16 protein-coding genes are annotated in these 21,650 nt (G+C 41.3%); 12 read left to right on the top strand and 4 right to left on the bottom strand.

The features are described from left to right. Positions 1-38: 38 nt before the first annotated feature. From infB to rimP, 3 genes are read right to left on the bottom strand one after another with little or no spacing between them, the layout of a single operon-like run. The gene (infB, locus tag V5739_RS05530; RefSeq protein ID WP_423819957.1) at positions 39-2,879 is read right to left on the bottom strand and encodes a translation initiation factor IF-2; all 2,841 of its coding nucleotides are present in this window, start codon (positions 2,877-2,879) and stop codon (positions 39-41) included. A gap of 31 nt (positions 2,880-2,910) precedes the next feature. Then, a complete protein-coding gene (gene nusA / locus V5739_RS05525; protein WP_423819956.1) occupies positions 2,911-4,155 on the bottom strand; it encodes a transcription termination factor NusA in 1,245 nt (414 codons plus the stop codon). Positions 4,156-4,167: 12 nt separating this feature from the next. Continuing rightward, positions 4,168-4,632, bottom strand: coding sequence for a ribosome assembly cofactor RimP (gene rimP / locus V5739_RS05520; protein WP_423819955.1), 465 nt, complete (start codon positions 4,630-4,632; stop codon positions 4,168-4,170). Between the two features lie 167 nt (positions 4,633-4,799). Here rimP and V5739_RS05515 point away from each other — a divergent pair, with 167 nt between their 5' ends. From V5739_RS05515 to V5739_RS05475, 9 genes are all read left to right on the top strand, one after another. Next, the gene (locus tag V5739_RS05515; protein ID WP_423819954.1) at positions 4,800-5,636 is read left to right on the top strand and encodes a universal stress protein; all 837 of its coding nucleotides are present in this window, start codon (positions 4,800-4,802) and stop codon (positions 5,634-5,636) included. Between the two features lie 320 nt (positions 5,637-5,956). Further along, positions 5,957-6,169: a hypothetical protein gene (locus tag V5739_RS05510; RefSeq protein WP_266068378.1), complete on the top strand. Its 213-nt coding sequence runs from the start codon at positions 5,957-5,959 to the stop codon at positions 6,167-6,169. Between the two features lie 203 nt (positions 6,170-6,372). After that, positions 6,373-7,644, top strand: coding sequence for an ATP-binding protein (locus V5739_RS05505; protein WP_423819953.1), 1,272 nt, complete (start codon positions 6,373-6,375; stop codon positions 7,642-7,644). Next, entirely contained in the window at positions 7,641-8,693 is a 1,053-nt protein-coding gene (locus tag V5739_RS05500; protein ID WP_423819952.1) for a response regulator, read from the top strand. The genes V5739_RS05505 and V5739_RS05500 overlap by 4 nt, the downstream gene beginning before the upstream one ends. A gap of 95 nt (positions 8,694-8,788) precedes the next feature. After that, positions 8,789-9,601 (top strand): universal stress protein, encoded by an 813-nt coding sequence (locus tag V5739_RS05495; RefSeq protein ID WP_423819951.1) that lies wholly within the window; start codon positions 8,789-8,791, stop codon positions 9,599-9,601. A 194-nt stretch (positions 9,602-9,795) separates the two neighbouring features. Continuing rightward, on the top strand, positions 9,796-10,524 hold the full coding sequence (ric, locus tag V5739_RS05490; protein WP_423819950.1) for an iron-sulfur cluster repair di-iron protein: 729 nt from the start codon (positions 9,796-9,798) through the stop codon (positions 10,522-10,524). 84 nt (positions 10,525-10,608) lie between these two features. Further along, positions 10,609-12,888, top strand: coding sequence for a nitric-oxide reductase large subunit (locus V5739_RS05485; RefSeq protein WP_423819949.1), 2,280 nt, complete (start codon positions 10,609-10,611; stop codon positions 12,886-12,888). Between the two features lie 94 nt (positions 12,889-12,982). Continuing rightward, a complete protein-coding gene (locus tag V5739_RS05480; RefSeq protein ID WP_423819948.1) occupies positions 12,983-14,203 on the top strand; it encodes a hypothetical protein in 1,221 nt (406 codons plus the stop codon). A 51-nt stretch (positions 14,204-14,254) separates the two neighbouring features. Then, the gene (locus tag V5739_RS05475; protein WP_423819947.1) at positions 14,255-14,476 is read left to right on the top strand and encodes a hypothetical protein; all 222 of its coding nucleotides are present in this window, start codon (positions 14,255-14,257) and stop codon (positions 14,474-14,476) included. 263 nt (positions 14,477-14,739) lie between these two features. On the opposite strand, the gene V5739_RS05470 is transcribed toward V5739_RS05475, so the two are convergent. Further along, positions 14,740-15,126, bottom strand: coding sequence for an SPOR domain-containing protein (locus V5739_RS05470; protein WP_423819946.1), 387 nt, complete (start codon positions 15,124-15,126; stop codon positions 14,740-14,742). A 216-nt stretch (positions 15,127-15,342) separates the two neighbouring features. On the opposite strand from V5739_RS05470, the gene V5739_RS05465 reads away from it, so the two are divergent. Genes V5739_RS05465 through nrfD form a run of 3 tightly spaced genes read left to right on the top strand, consistent with a single transcriptional unit; the run spans position 15,343 to position 21,650 of the window. Beyond that, entirely contained in the window at positions 15,343-16,722 is a 1,380-nt protein-coding gene (locus V5739_RS05465; protein ID WP_423819945.1) for a c-type cytochrome, read from the top strand. Between the two features lie 23 nt (positions 16,723-16,745). Continuing rightward, entirely contained in the window at positions 16,746-19,823 is a 3,078-nt protein-coding gene (locus V5739_RS05460; RefSeq protein ID WP_423819944.1) for a TAT-variant-translocated molybdopterin oxidoreductase, read from the top strand. A 33-nt stretch (positions 19,824-19,856) separates the two neighbouring features. Then, positions 19,857-21,650 carry an NrfD/PsrC family molybdoenzyme membrane anchor subunit gene (gene nrfD / locus V5739_RS05455; protein ID WP_266068389.1) on the top strand — a complete coding sequence of 598 codons (1,794 nt, stop codon included), beginning with the start codon at positions 19,857-19,859 and terminating at the stop codon, positions 21,648-21,650.

The raw sequence follows: 21,650 nt of genomic DNA, 5'->3' as shown, positions 1-21,650 counted from the left end.
AGGCAGCCTTTTTTAGCTTTATGCTGATATTCTATTTGTTATTTCAACTTTTTCTTTACAGCTACTTCCTGGAAGGATTCTACTACATCACCTTCGTGAATGTCGTTGTAATTCTTGATCTGTAAACCACAGTCGTAACCTTTAGAAACTTCCTTCACATCATCTTTAAAACGCTTAAGAGAGGCAAGTTCTCCGGTGTAAACAACTACGCCGTCACGTATAAGTCTAATTCGTGAGTTTCTGTAGATTTTTCCGTCTGTTACCATGCAACCGGCAATGGTTCCAATCTTAGATACTTTGAATATTTCTCTTATCTCTGCATTACCTGTAATCTCTTCTTTCATCACAGGAGAAAGCATTCCTTCCATAGCATCCTTCAGGTCGTTGATAGCGTCATAGATGATCGAATATGTTCTGATATCTATTTCTTCTTTTTCAGCGACTGTGCGGGCATTTCCGGCAGGTCTTACATTAAATCCGATGATGATCGCATCTGATGCCGAAGCAAGCAATACATCACTTTCGGTAATTGCACCTACTCCTTTATGGATGATGTTCACCTGAATCTCTTCAGTAGAAAGTTTCTGGAATGAATCTGTAAGTGCTTCTACCGAACCATCCACGTCACCTTTAAGGATGATATTAAGTTCTTTAAAGTCACCAAGGGCAATTCGACGTCCAATCTCATCAAGAGTAATGTGACGCTGAGTCCTTACAGACTGTTCCCGTTGCAACTGAGTACGCTTGGCAGCAATATCTTTAGCTTCGCGCTCATCGGCCATTACCTTGAACTTGTCTCCTGCCTGTGGGGCACCGTCAAGACCAAGAATAGATACGGGTGTAGAAGGACCAGCTTCTTTCACGTCTTTTCCACGCTCATCCTGCATTGCCTTAACTTTACCACTGTGTCTTCCGGCAAGTACATAATCTCCAATTTTAAGCGTACCAGATTGTACGAGAATTGTTGAAACGTATCCTCTACCTTTATCGAGGTAGGCTTCTACTACTGTACCGTTAGCAAGCTTATCTGGGTTGGCTTCCAATTCAAGGATTTCGGCTTCAAGAAGTACTTTTTCCAGTAACTCTTTCACTCCAAGTCCTGTTTTGGCAGATATGTCATGTGACTGTATCTTACCACCCCAATCTTCAACCAACAGGTTCATACCCGCTAGTTTTTCTTTTATCTTTTCTGGATTTGCCGTTGGTAAATCCACCTTGTTAATTGCAAACACTATAGGAACTCCTGCAGCCTGGGCGTGAGAGATCGCTTCTTTTGTTTGAGGCATCACATCATCATCGGCCGCTACAACAATAATAGCAAGGTCGGTTACCTGTGCACCCCTGGCACGCATAGCTGTAAAGGCTTCGTGACCCGGAGTATCCAAAAATGTGATTTTTTGACCATTCTCCAGTTTTACTCCGTAGGCACCAATATGCTGTGTGATTCCTCCACTTTCCCCGGCAATTACATTCTCTTTACGAATATAATCAAGTAAGGAAGTCTTACCGTGGTCAACGTGTCCCATTACGGTCACAATTGGAGCTCGTGGAATAAGATCTTCAGGATTTTCAGGAACCTCTTCTTTAGGCTCATCAATATCGGCTGTAACAAATTCTACTTCATGATCAAATTCCTCGGCTACTATAGAAAGGGTTTCGGCATCAAGACGCTGGTTCATGGTCACCATCATTCCCAGTGACATACACGCAGAGATAATTTGAGTTACCGGTACATCCATCATCGTAGCGACTTCGCTTACGGTAACGAACTCGGTAACCTTTAATACCTTGTTTTCTTCTTCTAGCTGGGCATCTTCAGTCCTTTGACGGTGAGTATCCCTTTTATTTCTACGGTATTTGGCACCACGACCTTTTCCGGATTTACCCTGAAGTTTCTCAAGAGTTTCCCGTACTTGTTTTTGTACTTCTTCCTCGCTAGGCTCTTCTTTGGTTACCGGGCGGGTACGTTTACCAGCACCTGGTTTTGATTTCGCCCCGGCTCCACCCTGTCCAGGTGCACCTTTTACGTCTTTGCTAATACGACGGCGACGCTTTTTGCGTTTATCCTTATCGTCTTCAGCTTTTTTATCTTTTTCTTCTTTCTTTTTTACAGGCTTCTTAAACTGAGAAAGGTCAATTTTCTCACCTGTAAAATTAGGGCCACTAAGCTTTTGATATTTTGTGGCAAGAGTTGAAGATTCTTCTGTTTTTTCTTCTGAAGCTTCTGGTTTAGTCTCCTTTTTAGGAGCCTCATCCTCTTTTTGCTTTCCGGCCTCTTCCTGCTGTTTTGGAGCTACTGCTTCTTTCTCTGCAGGTTTTGAAGGTTCGGGTTGAGCTTCAGGTTTTGGAGTTTCTGCTTTAGGAGCTTCGACTTCAGGGGTTTTTTCTTTAGGAGCTTCGGCTTTTGGAGCTTCAGGCTTTGGAGCTTCCGGTTCCTTGGCTTCGGGAGCTTTGGCCTGTGGCTGTTCAGGCGCTTTTGGCTCTTCTGCCTTAGGTTCGGTTTTTTCCGAAGCAGTTGTCTTTGGTTTATCGAGATCGATCTTGCCTACCTGTTTTGGGCCTTCCAAGGTTGACTTGGCTCGTATAACCTCCTGCTTTTCTTCCTGTCTGCGCTTTTCTTCCTGTTCCTTCTCTCTTTCAAGACGAAGGCTTTCTTTTTCCTTGCGCTTTTCTTCTCCAACTTCTTTCGCCTCTACCTTCTTACTCTTATCGGTCTGGAACTCATCAGAAAGCACCTGATAAATCTCTCCCGAAATCTTTGTAGTGGGACGCGCCTCTATTTCGTGGCCCTGGGAATTCAGAAATTCCACGGCACGATCCAACGAAATATTGAACTCGCGTAACACCTTATTTAATCGCATTGTCTTCGCTTCAGCCATAAATTGCCCTCTAAATTATCCTCTTTTATTCTTAACTTTTATTCTCTTCTTCAAATTCTTCTCTCAGAACCTTCATCACCTCACGAATAGTCTCTTCTTCAAGGTCGGTCCTTTTGACAAGATCATCTACATCCTGTTCTAATATACTTTTTGCTGTATCAAGTCCAATTTTAGCAAATTCTTCGATGACCCATGCATCGATCTCATCTGCAAATTCTCTTAATTCAACATCTTCTTCAACACCTTCTCTAAACACGTCTATTTCATAACCTGTCAATTGTCCTGCCAATCTTATGTTATGCCCGCCACGTCCAATCGCTTTTGAAACTTCTTCGGGTTTTAACATTACTTCGGCCCGCTTGTTCTCTTCGTCTATCTTAAGAGAAGTGATTTTCGCCGGACTCAAAGCACGGGTGATTAACAATTGATTATTTGTAGTGAAATTGATCACGTCAATATTTTCATTGCCCAATTCGCGAACAATACTGTGGATTCTTGACCCTTTCATCCCCACACAGGCTCCAACAGGATCAATACGGTCATCATAGGAGTCTACAGCTACTTTTGCTTTTTCTCCAGGAATTCTAACCACCTTCTTAACATTAATCAGGCCATCGAATACTTCAGGAATTTCCTGCTCAAAAAGTTTCTCCAAAAATAGGGGAGAAGTTCTTGACATAATAATGGCTGGCTTATTTCCTTTTAATTCCACGCTTTCAATAATTCCTCTCACATTTTCCCCTTTTCTGAAGAAATCTGAAGGTATCTGGCGATCTTTAGGAAGTATGATCTCGTTACCTTCATCGTCCAGTAAAATTATCGCGCGGTGGCGAATGTGGTGAACTTCAGCAGTGTAGATCTCTCCTTCAAGCTCTTTAAAGTGCTTGTAAATATTGGTATTATCGTGTTCGTGAACCTTTGAAATTAGATTTTGACGTAAAGACAGAATGGAACGGCGCCCAAGGTCTATCAACTTCACTTCTTCAGAAACATCTTCCCCTACTTCAAAATCGGGTTCAATTTTACGGGCTTCGGTAAGTGAAATTTCCTGGTTAGGGTCTTCTACTTCTCCATCGGCCACAACAACCCTGTTTCTCCAAATCTCAAGATCCCCTTTATCGGGGTTAACAATAATATCAAAGTTATCGTCTTCTCCGTACTTCTTTTTAAGCGCACTACGCAATACCTCTTCAAGTATTGCCATTAGTGTTGGCTTATCTATAGACTTATCATCCTTAAATTCTGAAAACGAATCTATCAACGCGATATTTTCCATATCCTATGTCTGTTAAAATGTTATTACCACCTTTGCCTCTTTTACATCCTCTAAAGGCAAGACAGCTTCTTTATTTACGGTCACTTTTCCTTTACCAACAGGTTTAGGCTCTCTGGCCTTCCACTTGAGGGTAATCTTTTCATCCTCAAAAGAGGTCAATGTGCCCTCGATCTTATCTCCTTCAGTTGTGGTTACCGCAAGAATTCTTCCAATATTTTTCTGGTACTGCCTTGGCATTTCCAGGGGGCTGGAAGCGCCAGCCGACGATACGTCCAGTGAAAAATCCTGTTCTTCGCGATCAAGGTTATATTCAATCTTACGGCTTACCGCAATACAATCATTTACAGACACTCCTTTATCACCATCAATTATGACTGTAATATGGTTTGAGTCGTTAACGTTGAGCTCAATTAAAAATAATGAATTATTTTCTTCGAAAGCTTCTTGCAGTAATTTTTCTACTTTCTCTCGTAACATTCGCGGGTTTGGCTATAAAAAGAGGGGACTTTTTGTCCCCTCGTTGTTCTTTTTTCCCTTCAACGGTGCAAATATAGTAATATTTTTGTAGAACGAAAACAAGAATTAGAATGAAAAAATATTTGTAGTTTTATAACTAAATCAACCTTACCTATTTACAATTTGCTATGAAAAATATCCTTGTGCCTACCGACTTTTCGGAACAGGCTGAAAATGCCTTAAAAGTAGCCGCTCAACTCGCTCAAAAATTCAATGCCCAAATTTATCTTTTGCATTTAATCGAGTTGCCTGTAGATATGGCGAACCCAGTAGGAGAGACCCGTTCCAACGATTTGCCCGAAGCTATATTTTTTATGAAACTGGCCAAAAAGAGGTTTGATGAACTTCTTTCCCGCCCTTATCTTAAAAATATAAAAGTGCATGATATTGTAGAAGTAAATAAAGCATTTGACGGCATTTTGGAAGCCAGCGAGAAGCATAATTGCGACTTTGTTGTTATGGGTTCACAGGGTGCATCTGGTTTAAAAGAAATGTTTATTGGTTCAAATACCGAGAAAGTGGTGCGAACTTCTAAGGTTCCTGTACTCGTAGTCAAGAATGATCATGCTGCATTTGAGGTCAATGATTTTGTTTTTGCAACCAACCTCGAAACTACTGGGAGGGAAGTGCTCAAAAAAGTGATTGAGCTGGCAGATCTATTTAAAGCTCGCCTTCATTTTGTGTATGTAAACACTGCAAATGAATTTGTGACTTCCAATGAATGTGATACAAAACTGAAGCAATATATGGAAGGTGTAGATTTCGATAATTACGAATTCCATGTCTTTAATGATGATTCTGTAGAACAGGGAATCTTAAATTTTGCTAAAAAAATTAATGCTAACCTTATGGGAATTGCTACTCATGGGCGCAAAGGCCTGTCGCATTTTTTTAATGGAAGCATCAGTGAAGATCTCGTAAATCATGCAAACAGCCCGGTGATCACATTCAGGCTCGAAAAATAGCATTTCAAAATGCCTTTTTTGAGAGGTGGGTTTCTATGTCTTTGCTTTTGATTTTCAGGATCTCTGCGGAAGATTTTTTCTTCTGAATCACTTTTTTGGCAGCTTTTTAGCTAATGCTGAAGTATATAAATTAACAGGAAAACCTGAAGTCGAAACAGCAGTACGGGGTCTGGCTTCAGTAGGGTTTAATTTTATTGCTTAAGCCAACTCACTCGTTTGAGTTAAGCAATTGAAAGCCATACGTTAAATTTGCGTCAAACCTTGAAAACAGGCCTAAAAAAATTTGCTACAAACGTATCTTTACCCCATATTCTTTTTATATGATATTAAAGGCAAGTTTACAATTAGCTTTTTTGGCTATAGAGATTATTCTCACTTTTTACAGCAGTGTGCTGGAAGATAATCTTATGGTCAAATTCCTGCTTTTTGTAATCACCGCCGTGCTTATAGCTATGGGCGTTACCAAACTTGCAAGCCGCCTTTTGCCGGCAGATAAAGACTATGTTTCTCCCGAAGAGGAGCACGCAGCATAGTTGTGGTTTTACAGGTGCCCGATTGAATGTATGATGTTGTCGATAGTAGAACTACAACAAAGGATCCGGTGAGGAATATTTTTCTCCCCGGATCCTTTATTTACAGACCCTTCAAAAATGGCATTTTTGGTTTCTGTTTGCCTTTAAGGCCTGAGTTATTCTAAATTGTTTAAATTTGACCTTCATCTAAAAAAAATCTGGTATTGAGCACTGCCGCAGATAATCACCTGGAAACTTTTGAAACAGACCAGACCGTATTTAATGTACTTTTTGAAGCTGCTTCAGAAGGTATTATAGTTGTTAACACCCATCAGGTAATAGTGAGCAGTAACCTGGCTGCAGATAACATGTTTGGTTACAATAAAGGAGAGCTAAAAGGGAAGCCTTTAAACCTCCTGATACCGCCAAAATACCGTTCTGCTCATCCCACTCATTTTAAAGGTTTTTTAAAGGACAGTGAAAAAAGGCAAATGGGCCATGGGCGAGATTTGTATGGTGTTAAAAAGAACGGTGATGAATTCCCTGTAGAAGCCGGCCTTAATCCGTTTCAAATTGGAGAAGAGAGGTACGTGATGTCTCTTATTATAGATATCTCTGTTAGGAAGGAGGCGCAAAGGCAAATTACAGAACTCAATAATGAGTTGGAAGGGAAAATCAAAGTAAGGACAAAGGAGTTGGAAGAGAGTATTCAAAAGCTCCAAAATGCCAATAAAAGTCTTGAACTGGAAATTAAACGCCGTAAAGAGGCTGAAAACCGCATTAAAACTGCCCTTCAAAAGGAAAAAGAGCTCAGTGATCTAAAAACTAAATTTCTTTCCCTGGTGTCTCATGAATTTAAGACGCCCCTTAGCGGGATCTTAACTTCGGTGGTTCTTGCTGGAAAGTATAAGCTCGAAGAACAACAGGAAAAACGCGAGAAGCATCTCAATACCATAAAAAGCAAGGTGCACTACCTCGACAATATTCTCAATGACTTTTTGTCTATCGAAAGGTTAGAGAGTGGTAAGGTGAACTATAAATTTACCAGTTTTAGCCTTAGTAAGGTGGTGAATGAGGTTGTTTACAATGCCAACGTCACCTTGAAGAGCGGTCAAAATATTGAATATACACGAGACATTGATAATATAGTATTGCACCAGGATGAAAAAATACTGGAGCTCGTGTTGTCAAATTTATTGAGCAACGCAATAAAATATTCTCCCGAGGATACTCTTATTAAGTTTGAAATAGAAGTTGAAGAAAAGAAGATAAGGTTTTTAGTGACCGATGAGGGAATGGGGATTCCTGCTAAAGATCAAAAACATATCTTTGAAAGATATTTTAGGGCCGAAAATGCCCTTTTAAATCAGGGTACGGGAATTGGACTTAACATCGCCAAAGTACATCTTGAGAATTTGGGAGGAACCATCTCTTTTAGTAGTGAAGAAAACCGCGGAACACAATTTATTGTAGAACTACCTATAGTGAAAGAATGAAAAAAGTATTGTTTATAGAAGATGATACCGTAGTACGGGAAAATACAGCTGAACTTTTGGAGCTGGCAGAATATGATGTGATCACAGCAGCAAACGGGCGCTCTGGTCTTGAAGTGGCAAGACAGGAACTGCCCGATATCATTGTTTGTGACATAATGATGCCCGAAATGGATGGGTATGGTGTTCTTGAGGCTCTTTCTCAGGATCCGCAAACCCGGCATATTCCGTTTATCTTTCTTTCAGCCAAAACCGAACATAAAGATATTCGCCGCGGAATGGATCTTGGGGCAGATGACTACCTCACGAAGCCTTTTGAAGAAGAAGAGCTTATGAGTGCTATAGAAAGCCGATTGGCAAAAGTGGCAATTTTGAGCAAGCTTCAGGAGAATGGCCAGCCTGATGCTTCAGAAGAAAACCAGCAAAAAATTAATTCTCTCCAGGAACTTAGGGAAGAAGTTAAAAAGTACGAGCAGCAAACTTTCAAGGCGGGTGCAACCATCTATGAAGAAGGGAAGCTGGGTAACCACTTTTTCTTTGTTGATAAAGGCGTGGTAAAAAGCCACCGTATGGACGAGTACGGGAAGGAGCTTATTACCTCTATATATAAAGAAGGAGATTTTTTTGGAAATACTTCCTTTAAAAAGAGTGATGTCTATAGTGAATATGCTACAGCTATGGAAGAAACCCGGGTCTATGCGGTTTCAAAAGAGGAGTTGAAGCAAATACTCATGAAAAACAGCAATATAACCCTGGAACTTATCGATGTAATGGGTGATAATATTACAGGTATTAAAGAACAGCTGCTTGAAATGGCTTATGGATCTGTAAGAAAAAAAGCAGCACGAACCATCCTTTTATTTTCTCAAAAAATTAGACGACATCCCACTCAGAGTATCAGGATCTCCAGGAGTGATCTTGCCAGTGTGGCAGGTATGGCTTCAGAAACCCTTATCCGTACACTTTCTGATTTTAAAAAAGAAGGATTGCTCGAGATTGAAGGCCGTAATATAAAGTTGCTCAACGTAGAGGCCCTCAAGAAAATCAGTTGATTCTGCTTATTTTTTAGAATACTTCAATAACTGATGTTTATCATTTTTTCAGCCTGTCTTCCTGCATATTTTTGCCGGGTAAATAGATGTGACTGATGATGAATATCCTTTTGCCTACCGATTTTTCTGAAAATAGCAGGAATGCTGCAGCATATGCGCTGCAGTTCTTTAAGGATACTCCCTGCAATTTTCATTTGCTGAACGTATTCCCGGTTCCGGTAGATAAAATGACGACTGGCTATATGTCTATGTCTTCTGAAGTCAAGGAAAATTTTGACAAGCTCATCAATTGGTTGGAAAGTATTCGTACCAACCCCGAGCATACCTACAATGTTTGTTTTAAAGCCGATTATCTTATCAATGCCGTAAGAGCCAAAGTGCAGGAGAAACAGATAGATCTCATTCTTATGGGAACTAAAGGAAAAACAAACAAGGAAGGTGTGGTAATCGGAAAAAATACTTCCGATGTGATGATGAAAGTGAAATGTCCCGTGCTGGCCATTTCTGAATATGCTTCCTTCAAAGAGCACAAGAAAATCCTTTTTCCTACAGATTATAAAATACACTACGGCAGTAAGGTGTTGCGTACCCTTTTAAATCTTGCTTCACTTTCAAAAGCCAATGTGAAGATCCTTGAGATCTTTAGTAGTGAAACAGAACCCTCGGTAGAGCAAATAGAGAACAGGGAATTTCTTCAGGATTCCTTTTCCCCAAGGATTCCTGTGTTGCAAACCTATTACACCTCGAGAGATCAAAACCCTAAAAAAATCCTTATTGCCAATCGCGATGTAGACATGATCGTGTTAGCGGCAAAAAACCTCAACCTCTGCCAAAAGTTTCTGCGCAATGAGGAAAATGAGAATATTCCTTTTATAAACCAGTTGCCATTACTGGTTTTACATGGTTAATAGTTTGTTTTAGATTAGTATTATTTAGTTTGTTTTTTGATTGGCATCTTCAACTATAGGAGGTGCCAATTTTTTTTAACACAAATTAATAGGACAAAATTATCCTATATGACTCACCTCATAAACAAGCCTCTTTGCTTGCGCCATCTTTGTAACTCAAATTTAAACTCCTGTTAATCTAAAATAATACGATCATGGAAAATTTACAGAGTAAAACAGTTGCAGAAATGGTGACCGAGAACATTAAAACTGCACACATTTTTAAAAAGCACGGAATAGATTTTTGCTGTGGTGGCGGAATAAGCCTCGACAAAGCCTGTGAAAAATATAATGTTGATTACAACCTGCTAACCCGGGAACTTCTCAATGTAGATCAAACAAATTCAAGAGCCACAAACTATAACAGATGGGAGCTTGATTTTCTTACAGATCATATTATAAACGTTCACCACTCTTATGTAGAAGAGAATATTCCACTATTGCTTCAGTATTCTGCAAGAGTGGCGCAGGTTCATGGATCACACTACACCGAACTTTTGGAAATAAAAGAACTGGTGAAAGAAGTTGCAGGAGAGCTTAGTGCTCATTTGAAAAAGGAAGAGTTGATCCTTTTCCCGTTCATTAAGCAAATGGTAAGAGCTAAAAAAGAGAATACCCAACTACCTGTTGCTCATTTTGGAAGTGTAGATAATCCTATTAAAATGATGGAGACTGAACATGAAGATGCCGGGGAACTGCTTAGAAGGATTGCCAAATTGAGCAATAATTACACACCTCCACAAGGTGCCTGTAATACTTATAAGGCTTATTATGCCAAACTTGAAGAATTTGAACAAGACCTTCACCAGCACGTGCATCTTGAAAATAACATCCTTTTTCCAAAATCTCTTTTACTTGAAAAAGAGTTGCGTTCTAATCAATAGTGAAATAATAAGATAAATCCCTAATTCCGCCGAAAAGAAAACCTGCTTATTCGTGTTTCCTTTTCGGCTTTTAATGACTTAAATATGAGTAAAGAAAAAAAATTATGGATCGCTTTCTTGCTGGTCATAACGGTGTCCTTTGCTGTTCTGGGTTACTACGGCTTTGAAATTTATCAAAAAGCACCACCAATGCCCGAGAAGATAGTTACTACCGAGGGTGAAATTATCTTTGAAGGTCAGGATATCAAAGATGGGCAAAATGTGTGGCAAAGTATGGGTGGCCAGGAAGTTGGCTCTATTTGGGGTCATGGGGCTTATCAGGCTCCCGACTGGACTGCAGACTGGCTTCACCGCGAAGCGCTTTTTATTCTGAATGAGTGGTCTCAGGATGATTACAACCTGTCCTATGATGAACTTGAAAGTGAAAAGCAGGCGCTTCTGGAAAGAAGGTTGCAGCTGGAGTTAAGAGAGAATACTTATAACGAAGCTGAAAATGTTATCACAATTTCTCCTATGCGGGCAAGGGCGGTAGTATATCTCAGCGATTATTATAAGGGGCTTTTTATGAATAACCCTGAGCTTGATGAACTGAGGAATTTTTATGCTATCCCTGAAAATTCTATTAAGGATGAGGACAGGATGCATCAAATGGCAGGGTTTTTCTTCTGGGCCACCTGGGCAACAGTTACCGAAAGACCCGGAAGTGAAGTTTCTTATACCCATAACTGGCCTCCAGATGACCTTGTTGGCAATAAAGCTACGGGTGATCTATTAATATGGACAGGGTTTAGTATCATCCTTCTTCTTGTAGGAATAGGAATAATGGTGTTCTATCACGCCAGGATGAAAGAGGAAGAAGAGCTGGAAAGACCGGTAAGAGATCCGCTAATGGATCAAACCCTTACTCCTTCTATGCTGGCCGTGAAAAAGTATATGTGGATAGTTTGTGTGCTTATCCTTATACAGGTGACCTTTGGTGTGGTGACTGCGCATTATGGTGTGGAGGGTGATGGCTTTTATGGTCTCAACCTCGCAGATATTCTCCCTTACTCCATTTCAAGGACCTGGCACGTGCAGCTTGGTATTTTATGGATTGCCACTGCGTGGTTAGGAACAGGGCTCTACATTGCGCCTGCTGTTTCAGGAAAAGATCCGAAGTTTCAAAAATTTGGAGTGAACTTCCTCTTTGTTTGCCTGCTGGTTATTGTATTTGGTTCTATGGCCGGGCAATGGATGGGAATTATGCAAAAACTTGGATTAGCCGAGAACTTCTGGTTCGGGCACCAGGGTTATGAGTATGTTGACCTGGGTAGGTTCTGGCAAATATTTCTCTTTGTGGGATTGTTCGTGTGGCTGGCACTTATGGTAAGACCGCTCATTCCTGTGATAAGACAAAGAACTTCAGAAAGGAACCTGCTTATTATGTTTTTGGTTTCTTCTGCTGCAATTGCCTTATTCTATGGGGCTGGTCTTATGTGGGGCCGTCAAACCAATCTTGCAATCGCCGAATACTGGCGCTGGTGGGTGGTTCACCTTTGGGTAGAAGGCTTCTTTGAAGTATTTGCTACAGTAGTATCTGCTTTCCTTTTCGTGAGATTAGGTTTATTGAGAACAAAAACCGCTACGCTAAGTGTGCTTTTGGCTACTATTATTTTCCTTTCGGGGGGTATTTTAGGAACTTTTCACCACCTGTACTTTAGTGGTACTCCAACTGCGGTTATGGCTTTGGGAGCTACCTTTAGTGCCCTTGAAGTTGTACCTCTTGTTTTGATTGGGTACGAAGTTTATGAGAATTATAAACTTTCCAGGGCAACCGCATGGCTTAAAGATTATAAGTGGCCTATCTATTGCCTTATAGCTGTAGCCTTCTGGAACTTCCTGGGAGCAGGGATCTTCGGTTTTATCATAAATCCTCCAATTGCGCTATATTACATGCAGGGCCTTAACACCACAGCCGTTCACGCACACACTGCCCTTTTCGGGGTGTATGGGTTCCTTGGAATCGGTCTCATGTTATTTGTGTTAAGAAGCCTCTTTAGAGTGCAGGTTTGGAATGATAAACTACTGAGTTTCTCTTTCTGGTCTATTAATATCGGGCTTATTCTTATGGTGCTGTTAAGTATACTTCCTATAGGTTTACTTCAAACGGTTGCCAGTGTGAATGAAGGAATGTGGTATGCGCGTTCAGCCGATTTCATGCAACAACCTGGAATGGATACCCTGCGCTGGTTGAGGGCTATTGGGGATACTATATTTGCTGTCGGCCTCTTTGCCTTCGTATGGTTTGTCTTTAGTCTAGACAGTCGTAAAAAGCTACCGGCCAATAAGAAGAAAATACTCGAAAAAGAATATCAGGAAGCTTAATATAAAGGAGGAGGCAAAGAGCTGGCATCGCTCCCGTGAAGGGGGTGTCAAAAATGCAGTTTTTTGCCTCCTCTCTTTTTCCTACTTTTAAAAAATGATCAGTTTAAAGAAGCACGCCAATATCGCCCTGGGATATTTTTTTCTCGTGGGGCTGCTGGGAACATTCCTGCGATTCTTTTTTGTAATCCCTATTCCGGCAAATTTCAGGTACGTGGTGCACTCGCATTCTCATATCGCTTTGTTGGGCTGGGTCTATATTGCCCTCACCACAATGATCTACAAAATGTATTTTGCTGAAGCTGGCTTCGGAAAAATCTATAAAAGAATATTCTGGTTTACGCAGATTACTTTAATAGGAATGATGCTCACCTTTCCGTTTACCGGGTACGCTTTTTTTTCAATCACTTTTTCTACACTTTTTCTCTTTGCCTCCTATTTTATGGCCTGGTTCATCCTGAAGAAGACTCCTTCACAGTATAAAACCACCTATTCCTTTAAGCTTATAAGGGCTGCACTTTGGTACATGGTTTTCTCCAGCATTGGCCCCTGGGCGCTGGGCGGAATTATGGCCACTATGGGTAGTGCGAGCATCTGGTATAAAATGGCGATCTATTACTACCTGCATTTTCAATACAATGCCTGGTTCATCCTCGCTTTGCTGGGAATTTTCTTTTATTTCATGGAGCAACAAGACCTGAGGCCTCAAAAAGGGCATTTTAGAAGATTCTTTTGGCAGATAAATGTAGCGGTAATCTTGAGTTTTTTCCTGTCTGTGCTTTGGGTAGACCCACACTGGATCTTTTATGTGCTGGGTGGTGCCGGAGCGATATTTCAGATCATGGCGTTCGTTAATTTCTGGAAGATCATTTCGCCCTTCTGGAAACAACTTCATTTTTCCCCCTTTTTGAAGCTTTTACTAAAGATAGCAGGCGCTGCACTGGCCTTTAAGCTTATTTTACAGCTGTTTTCAGCTTTGCCGTGGTTCGCAAATCTCGCCTTCAGTTTCCCCGATTTTGTCATAGGTTACCTGCATTGGGTGTTCCTGGGAATAGTGACGGTTTGTCTCTTTGCATTCCTCGCTCATCACCGGTTGCTAAGCCTTCCAAAGTGGGTATTCTGGCTGTACTTTTTGGCTTTTTTGGCTACCGAAACGCTTATCTTTTACAAAGGTTTTGTAACCTGGCAGGAAATGGCTCTTTTTGAGAACTATTTTCGCTGGCTTGCCTATTGCAGCCTGTTTTTGCCATTAACGGCAGGTATACTTCTTATTAATAACATCTTAACCAAACGTCAAACTTCTGCTAAAAATCCCTGATTTAGTAATCTCTTAACTGCGTGTCCTTTGGCTCTTCACTAAATTAAAGATATGAAGTTGTCAGCACAATTTTACGTAGTTATAGCTACTATCTTTTTGATCTTAGTGGCCGCACTTGTATTTTACAATGCTCCCTATAACATTGTATTTTATACCGTTTTGGTGGGGCAGGCCTGGTGGCTTTTAACTGTTTATAAGGTGCTTGTAGATGATTATTCTACAAAAAAGACTTTTAATGACTGGTATGAAGACCATCCTAAGATCGAAGAATAAGATGATTTTTTAATACCCGACAAAAAACCTTCCTGTTGATTCAATAAATGCTTTTTAAATTTCCGGCAGTTGTAGAAATGCCCGCTCCGGTCTTGCATTATTCCAGGTAAAGACGCTCCAAAAATGCCATTTTTGGCACCTTATTTTTGAATAATTCGATTTTTACGATGGAAAATTAAGTGTGTAAAGTAGCTTCGGATGGTGAATAGTTACTCTCAATGGCTTCTGAAATTCTTCCGAAGAAATTTTTTTACTGAAGTTTATTATCTCTTTTCCGGTCTAAACCTGAAGGCTGCCGGGAAAGATTTTTTTATTTGCAGTAAAGTCCTGTCGGCTTCCAGACTGTTCCTGAAGTTTCCTATCCATACTTTGTAGTTTGGCGTCTCAAACACTATGGTAGATGACCACTCGGGGAAGAGTGACCGATATTCTTTGATCACTTTGCTGGCCTGGTTATTATCTCCTGAAAATAGTTGTATTCTGTAGCGTTCTCCAATAATCCCATCCTGCACCATTTCGGTTTTTTTCTCTAAAAGTGCGGGTATGGTTTCATCCTGGTTAATGCGTACCTGTCCTTCCTGAGCCGTTGTGGCAGCTACTGCTCCAATAATTAGTGCGGTAGTGAGTATTATTTTATTTTTTCTGAACATTTCTTACTACTTTTCTGAAATACAAAAGTATAACTTTACTGTTCAATTCTGCTGTTAACACTTATTTAGAATAGTTATAAATTATTTGGCTATCCTTTCAAATCGAACTTAAGTATTACTTTTGTCGGTAAATTTTTAGTGACTAAAACATGACAATAATCACGTTTTAATTATACTAAAAATCATACCAAATAAGACGTTAATTCAACTTATAATATGAAAAAGGTGAAATACCGCCATTCAGCAGCTCGAATAGTATTCTTTAGTGTATCCCTGTTTTTCTCTTTTAATGCACTTCTTTTAGCTCAGGAAGCACCTCAGGATTCACCGCTCTCTACAGATGAAGCCGATAGGCAGGAAACTGTTCAGGGGCCTCAGGAATCTAATGTGGAGGCGCCAACCTCGGGTGGGGATGAAGCTGCCGGGAAAGAGCTTTTTAACACGCTTTGTGCTGCCTGTCACAAACTTGATGGTAACTCTATTGGTCCGGCACTTAGAGGTGTGGGGGATAGAAGAGATACCGAGTGGCTGCACAGCTGGATTAAAAACTCTCAGGCTTTAATTGCCTCTGGAGATGAGCAGGCGGTTGAGATCTTTAATGAGTTCAACCAGGTGGCGATGCCTCCTTTTCCACAATTAAGTGATAGTGATATTGATAATATCCTGGCTTATGTAAATGCGCCAAAGGCAGTGCCGCAGGAACAACAGGCGGGAACAGCTGCTTCTGGTGATGCCGCACAAGGAGGTGGAGGGGTTTCTACGGATATTCTTCTTGGAATCCTTGCTTTCGTTCTCTCAATGTTGCTGGTAATCCTTTACCTCGTGAATAAGACGTTGAGGAGGTTTGCTGTTGCCAGTGGGGTTGAATTGCCGGTAAAGGAAAAAAGAGCAAAGCCAATCTGGAAATCTTTTGTTGAAAACCAGTTCCTGGTTATAGTGACTGCTGTTATACTTGTTCTTGTTGGGTCTTACTTCGCGTATGGCTGGATGATGCAGGTGGGTGTTGATAAAGGTTATCAGCCAATTCAGCCAATTCACTTCTCGCACAGAATTCATGCCGGTGATAACCAGATTGAGTGTAAGTTCTGTCACAGTTCGGCCAGGGTGTCTAAAACTTCAGGGATACCTTCATTGAATGTTTGTATGAACTGTCATAAATCAATTAGCGAAGTGGCTGAAGCTACCGCTACTGAAGAGTACTCTAAAGAATTCTATGATGGTGAAATTGCCAAGCTATACGATGCTGTAGGCTGGGATGTTTCACAGCAGGCTTATACGGGAGAAACCGAGCCGGTAAAATGGATAAGGATTCACAACCTTCCCGATTTTGCATACTTTAATCACTCACAGCACGTGGAAGTTGGCGGGATAGCCTGTCAAACCTGTCACGGTCCTGTTGAGGAAATGGAGATTATGTATCAAAATGCACCTCTTACTATGGGATGGTGTGTGAATTGTCACCGTGAGACAAACGTACGTACTGCGGGGAATGAATATTACGAGAAAGTTCATGAAGAGCTTTCTAAAAAATATGGGGTAGAGGAATTAACTGTTGCCCAAATGGGTGGAATTGAATGTGCCAAGTGCCATTATTAATTTAAAAAGTAGAAAGTAAGCATATGTCATCAAACAAGAAATACTGGAAAAGTGTTGAAGAGCTGAAGGAATCCAGCTCAATTGTTGAGACGCACAGCCAAAAAGAGTTTGTGGAAGAAATACCTACAGATGAATTTTTGGGTAACAAAGAGACTCTCGAAAGTTCAACTACTTCTAGGAGAGACTTTTTGAAGTACGTTGGTTTTAGTACTGCAGCGGCTTCTCTTGCTGCCTGTGAAGGGCCGGTAATGAAGTCTATTCCTTATGTAGTGCAGCCAGAAAGGATTGTGCCGGGGGTAGCAAATTACTATGCTACTACTATGGCTGATGGATTTGATTTTTCAAGTGTTCTTGTAAAGACACGTGAAGGTCGTCCTATAAAAATTGAGCAGAATACTATGGGGACAACGGGTGCCAATGCCAGGGTGCATGCATCTGTTCTTTCTTTATATGATAATAAAAGGCTTCAAAGGCCATTGGCCAATGGAGAAGTTGTTTCCTGGGAGCAATTTGACCGGGAAGTAAAAGAGAAGCTGAACAACGTAAATGGGGAGATTGTTTTATTGACCCAAACTTTCGCCAGCCCTTCTACTTCTAAGCTCATTAGTGAGTTTTCACAGAAGTATGGGAATGTACGTCACATTGTTTATGATACAGTTTCTGAAGATGCTGCACTTGAAGCTTTCCAGGCACGTTATGGTCGTAGAGCTCTTCCGAGCTATGATTTCGCTAAAGCTGAAGTCATTGTTTCTATTGGAGCTGACTTCCTGGGTGACTGGGCAGGTGGTGGCTATGATGCTGCTTATGCAAAAGGACGTATTCCGAAGAATGGAAAAATGTCCAGACACGTTCAGTTTGAATCTAATTTCACGCTTAGTGGTGCCAATGCCGACAGGAGGGTAACCTTAACGCTTTCTCAGCAAAAGGCTGCACTCGCTGCGCTTCATGGGTATGTGACAGGTGGTGCTTCTACCAGTAATTTACCTGCGCATATTGATGATGCACTTGTTAAAGCTGCAAGACAGCTGCGTAAAGCAGGAAGCGGTGCCGTGGTGGTTACAGGAATTCCTGATGTAGATGCACAGGCTCTTGCGCTTTCTATAAACGAAGCTCTTGGTAGTGGAGTGATGAATACCGCAAGCCCGAGAATGCTGCGCCAGGGTAATGCTGCTGCTGTTAAGCAATTAGTAGCCGATATGCAGGCCGGGCAGGTGGGAGCTATTCTTATTGCCGGAGTTAATCCTGCTTACAGCTTACCGTTTGCAGATGAATTTGCTAAAGGAATGGCCAGTGTTGACTTTAAGGTTAGCTTCTCAATGAAAAATGATGAGACGGCGCTCCTTTCAGATTATGTTGCTGCCACACCTCACTATCTTGAAAGTTGGGGTGATGTAGAATTTACAACTCAAAAATTCGGGTTGATGCAGCCAACTATCAGGCCTCTTTTTGACACAAGTCAGTTCCAGGATGTACTCCTAAGATGGACTGATAATAATATTTCATACGCAGATTATTTAAAACAGACCTGGGAAGGAGCTATGGGCGCCGGTTCCTGGATTGATGCGCTTCACGACGGAGTTTTTGAAGGGACTTCTCCTTTTACTACTGAAGTGGGAGCCGATCAAACTGCAACTTCCGTTTCTTTTGACGAGAGTGCAGCTGTTAGGAATCTTTCTGCCGCGCAGGGTGAAGGTCTTGAACTTGAACTTTACACATCTGTGGCTTTAGGGTCTGGAAACCAGGCTAACAACCCATGGTTGCAGGAATTGCCAGATCCAATTACAAGAGCTTCCTGGGATAACTATCTTAAAATTTCGAAAGCCGATGCCGAAGAGCTTGGTCTTGAAAATGAACATGTATCTAATGGGGCGCTTAATGGAAGTTACGTAAACCTTAAGGTTGGAGATGCTGTGCTTGAGAGAGTGCCTGTTTTCATTCAGCCGGGTCAGGCTAAGGGAGTTGTTTCTTTAGCGTTGGGTTATGGTAAAAAAGAAGGTGTCCAGAAGGAAATGCAGGTTGGGGTGAATGCTTATCCTCTTTACCAGGATTTTAACGCTCACCAAAAAGTTGTTATAGAAAAAGCTGCAGGAGTGCATGAATTTGCGTGTTTGCAGTTGCATACTACTCTTATGGGTAGGAATGATATTATAAAGGAAACTACGCTCGAGATCTTTAATACTAAAGATTCTCACGTGTGGAATAATATGCCCGAAGTTTCTCTTAACCACGTAGAGACACCTGTTACATCACCAGATGTTGACCTTTGGGATGGTTTTGACCGCTCTGTAGGTCACCACTTTAAAATGTCTATAGATCTTAATGCCTGTACAGGTTGTGGGGCATGTGTGATTGCATGTCACGCCGAGAACAACGTTCCTGTAGTTGGTAAAGAAGAGGTGAGAAAGTACCGTGATATGCACTGGTTGCGTATTGATCGTTACTATTCTTCTGAAGAGACTTTTGAGCAGGATATTGAGAAGAAGGAGAATATGAGTGGTTTGGGTGATTCCCTGTCTCAGTTTGGAGAAATGGAAATTGCTTCAGATAATCCTCAGGTTGTTTTCCAGCCAATGTTATGTCAGCATTGTAATCATGCTCCCTGTGAAACTGTTTGTCCTGTTGCTGCTACTATGCACGGGCGCCAGGGGCAAAACCAAATGATCTACAATAGATGTGTGGGTACACGTTACTGTGCAAACAACTGTCCGTATAAAGTGAGAAGGTTCAACTGGTTCCTTTACAACAAGAATGACGAGTTTGATTACAACATGAACAACGACCTTGGTCGTATGGTGTTGAACCCGGATGTTACAGTACGTTCCAGAGGTGTTATGGAGAAATGTTCTTTCTGTATTCAGCGTACTCAAAAAACTATTCTTGATGCCAAGCGTGAAGGTAGGGCGATAGAGGATGGAGAATTCCAGACAGCCTGTTCTTCAGCATGTGATAAAGGAGCTATTGTCTTTGGAGATGTGAATGACGAATCCAGCAAGATAGCAGCATTGAGTGAAGATGACCGTATGTATCACGCGCTGGAATATGTAGGGACCAAACCTAATGTAATGTACCAGACAAAGGTTCGCAATACATCTGAAGCATAAATAAACAGTTAAAGAATTAATTATAAAAAGCATATGTCTCATTACGAAGCACCTATTCGAAAGCCTTTAGTACTTGGCGATAAGACCTATCATGATGTAACGGTCGATGTTGCTGCGCCTGTTGAAGGACGAGCTAACAAATCATGGTGGATAGTTTTCTCTATTGCACTTGTCGCTTTTCTATGGGGATTAGGTTGTATTATCTATACCGTTTCAACAGGAATTGGAACCTGGGGATTAAACAGGACCGTTGGTTGGGCCTGGGATATCACTAACTTTGTATGGTGGGTAGGGATTGGTCACGCCGGTACACTTATTTCGGCGGTTCTATTACTTTTCCGTCAAAAATGGAGAATGGCAATTAACCGTTCTGCCGAAGCTATGACCATCTTCTCGGTAGTACAGGCAGGGTTGTTCCCTATCATTCACATGGGGCGCCCATGGCTTGCATATTGGGTACTTCCTATTCCAAACCAGTTTGGTTCTCTATGGGTAAACTTTAACTCACCGCTACTTTGGGACGTTTTTGCAATCTCTACCTATCTTTCTGTATCGCTTGTTTTCTGGTGGACAGGATTGCTTCCGGATTTTGCAATGATTAGAGACAGGGCTGTAAAACCATTTCAGAAACATATCTACGGAATCTTAAGTTTTGGATGGAGTGGACGTGCAAAAGACTGGCAGCGGTTCGAAGAAGTCTCACTTGTTTTGGCAGGTTTGGCTACTCCGCTGGTACTTTCTGTACACACTATTGTATCCTTTGACTTTGCTACCTCGGTAATTCCCGGATGGCACACTACCATCTTCCCGCCTTACTTCGTTGCGGGTGCGATCTTCTCGGGTTTTGCAATGGTGAACACCTTGCTTATCATTATGAGAAAGGTTTCAAATCTTGAAGACTATATTACCATTCAGCACATAGAGCTTATGAACATTGTGATCATGATCACAGGTTCTATTGTAGGTGTTGCTTATATCACAGAATTATTTATGGCCTGGTACTCGGGTGTGGAATACGAACAGTATGCTTTCCTTAACAGGGCTACAGGACCTTACTGGTGGGCTTACTGGTCTATGATGACCTGTAATGTGTTCTCGCCACAGTTCATGTGGTTCAAAAAATTACGTACCAGCATCATGTTCTCTTTCTTTATCTCTATTGTTGTAAACATCGGGATGTGGTTTGAACGTTTCGTAATTATTGTGACTTCACTGCACAGAGATTACCTGCCTTCTTCCTGGACCATGTTCTCCCCAACTTTTGTAGATATAGGGATCTTTATTGGAACTATTGGATTTTTCTTCGTGTTGTTCCTGCTTTATGCCAGAACATTCCCTGTAATTGCACAGGCAGAGGTGAAGACAATTCTTAAAGCTTCGGGTGACCGTTATAAGAAATTAAGAGCCGAACATGGAGATCATGTTGATCACGTAAACCCAAACCCTGTAGGAAAAGAGCCTGCTGTTAATAAAGCTGAAGGTTGGATAAAGAGAGGGGAGTTTGAAGCAAAGCGTGAGCATGAACCAACTACCCATACTGAAGGACTAACAAATTCTGAAATCGATCGGGATAAAATTGATGAAATGTTACACAGAATTGGCATTTTTGACCCCGGAACAGAATCTGCCGATGATCTTCAAAAGCTTAACGGTGTAGGCCCGGTTATGGAACAGCGCTTACATCAGGTAGGGATATATACTTATGCACAGGTTAGTAATCTTTCCTTTGAAGATTATACCTTACTTGACAGGGTAATAGAGAACTTCCCTACTGCCGATAACAGAGGGGACTGGAACCAACAGGCAAACGAACTAAAAAGTAAATAA

Origin of the sequence: Salinimicrobium sp. TIG7-5_MAKvit (genome assembly GCF_049569215.1) — a bacterium.
Classification (GTDB): Bacteria; Bacteroidota; Bacteroidia; order Flavobacteriales; family Flavobacteriaceae; genus Salinimicrobium; species Salinimicrobium profundisediminis.
The sequence above is the reverse complement of the archived record's forward strand: the minus strand, read 5'-3'. Positions and strand labels throughout refer to the sequence as shown.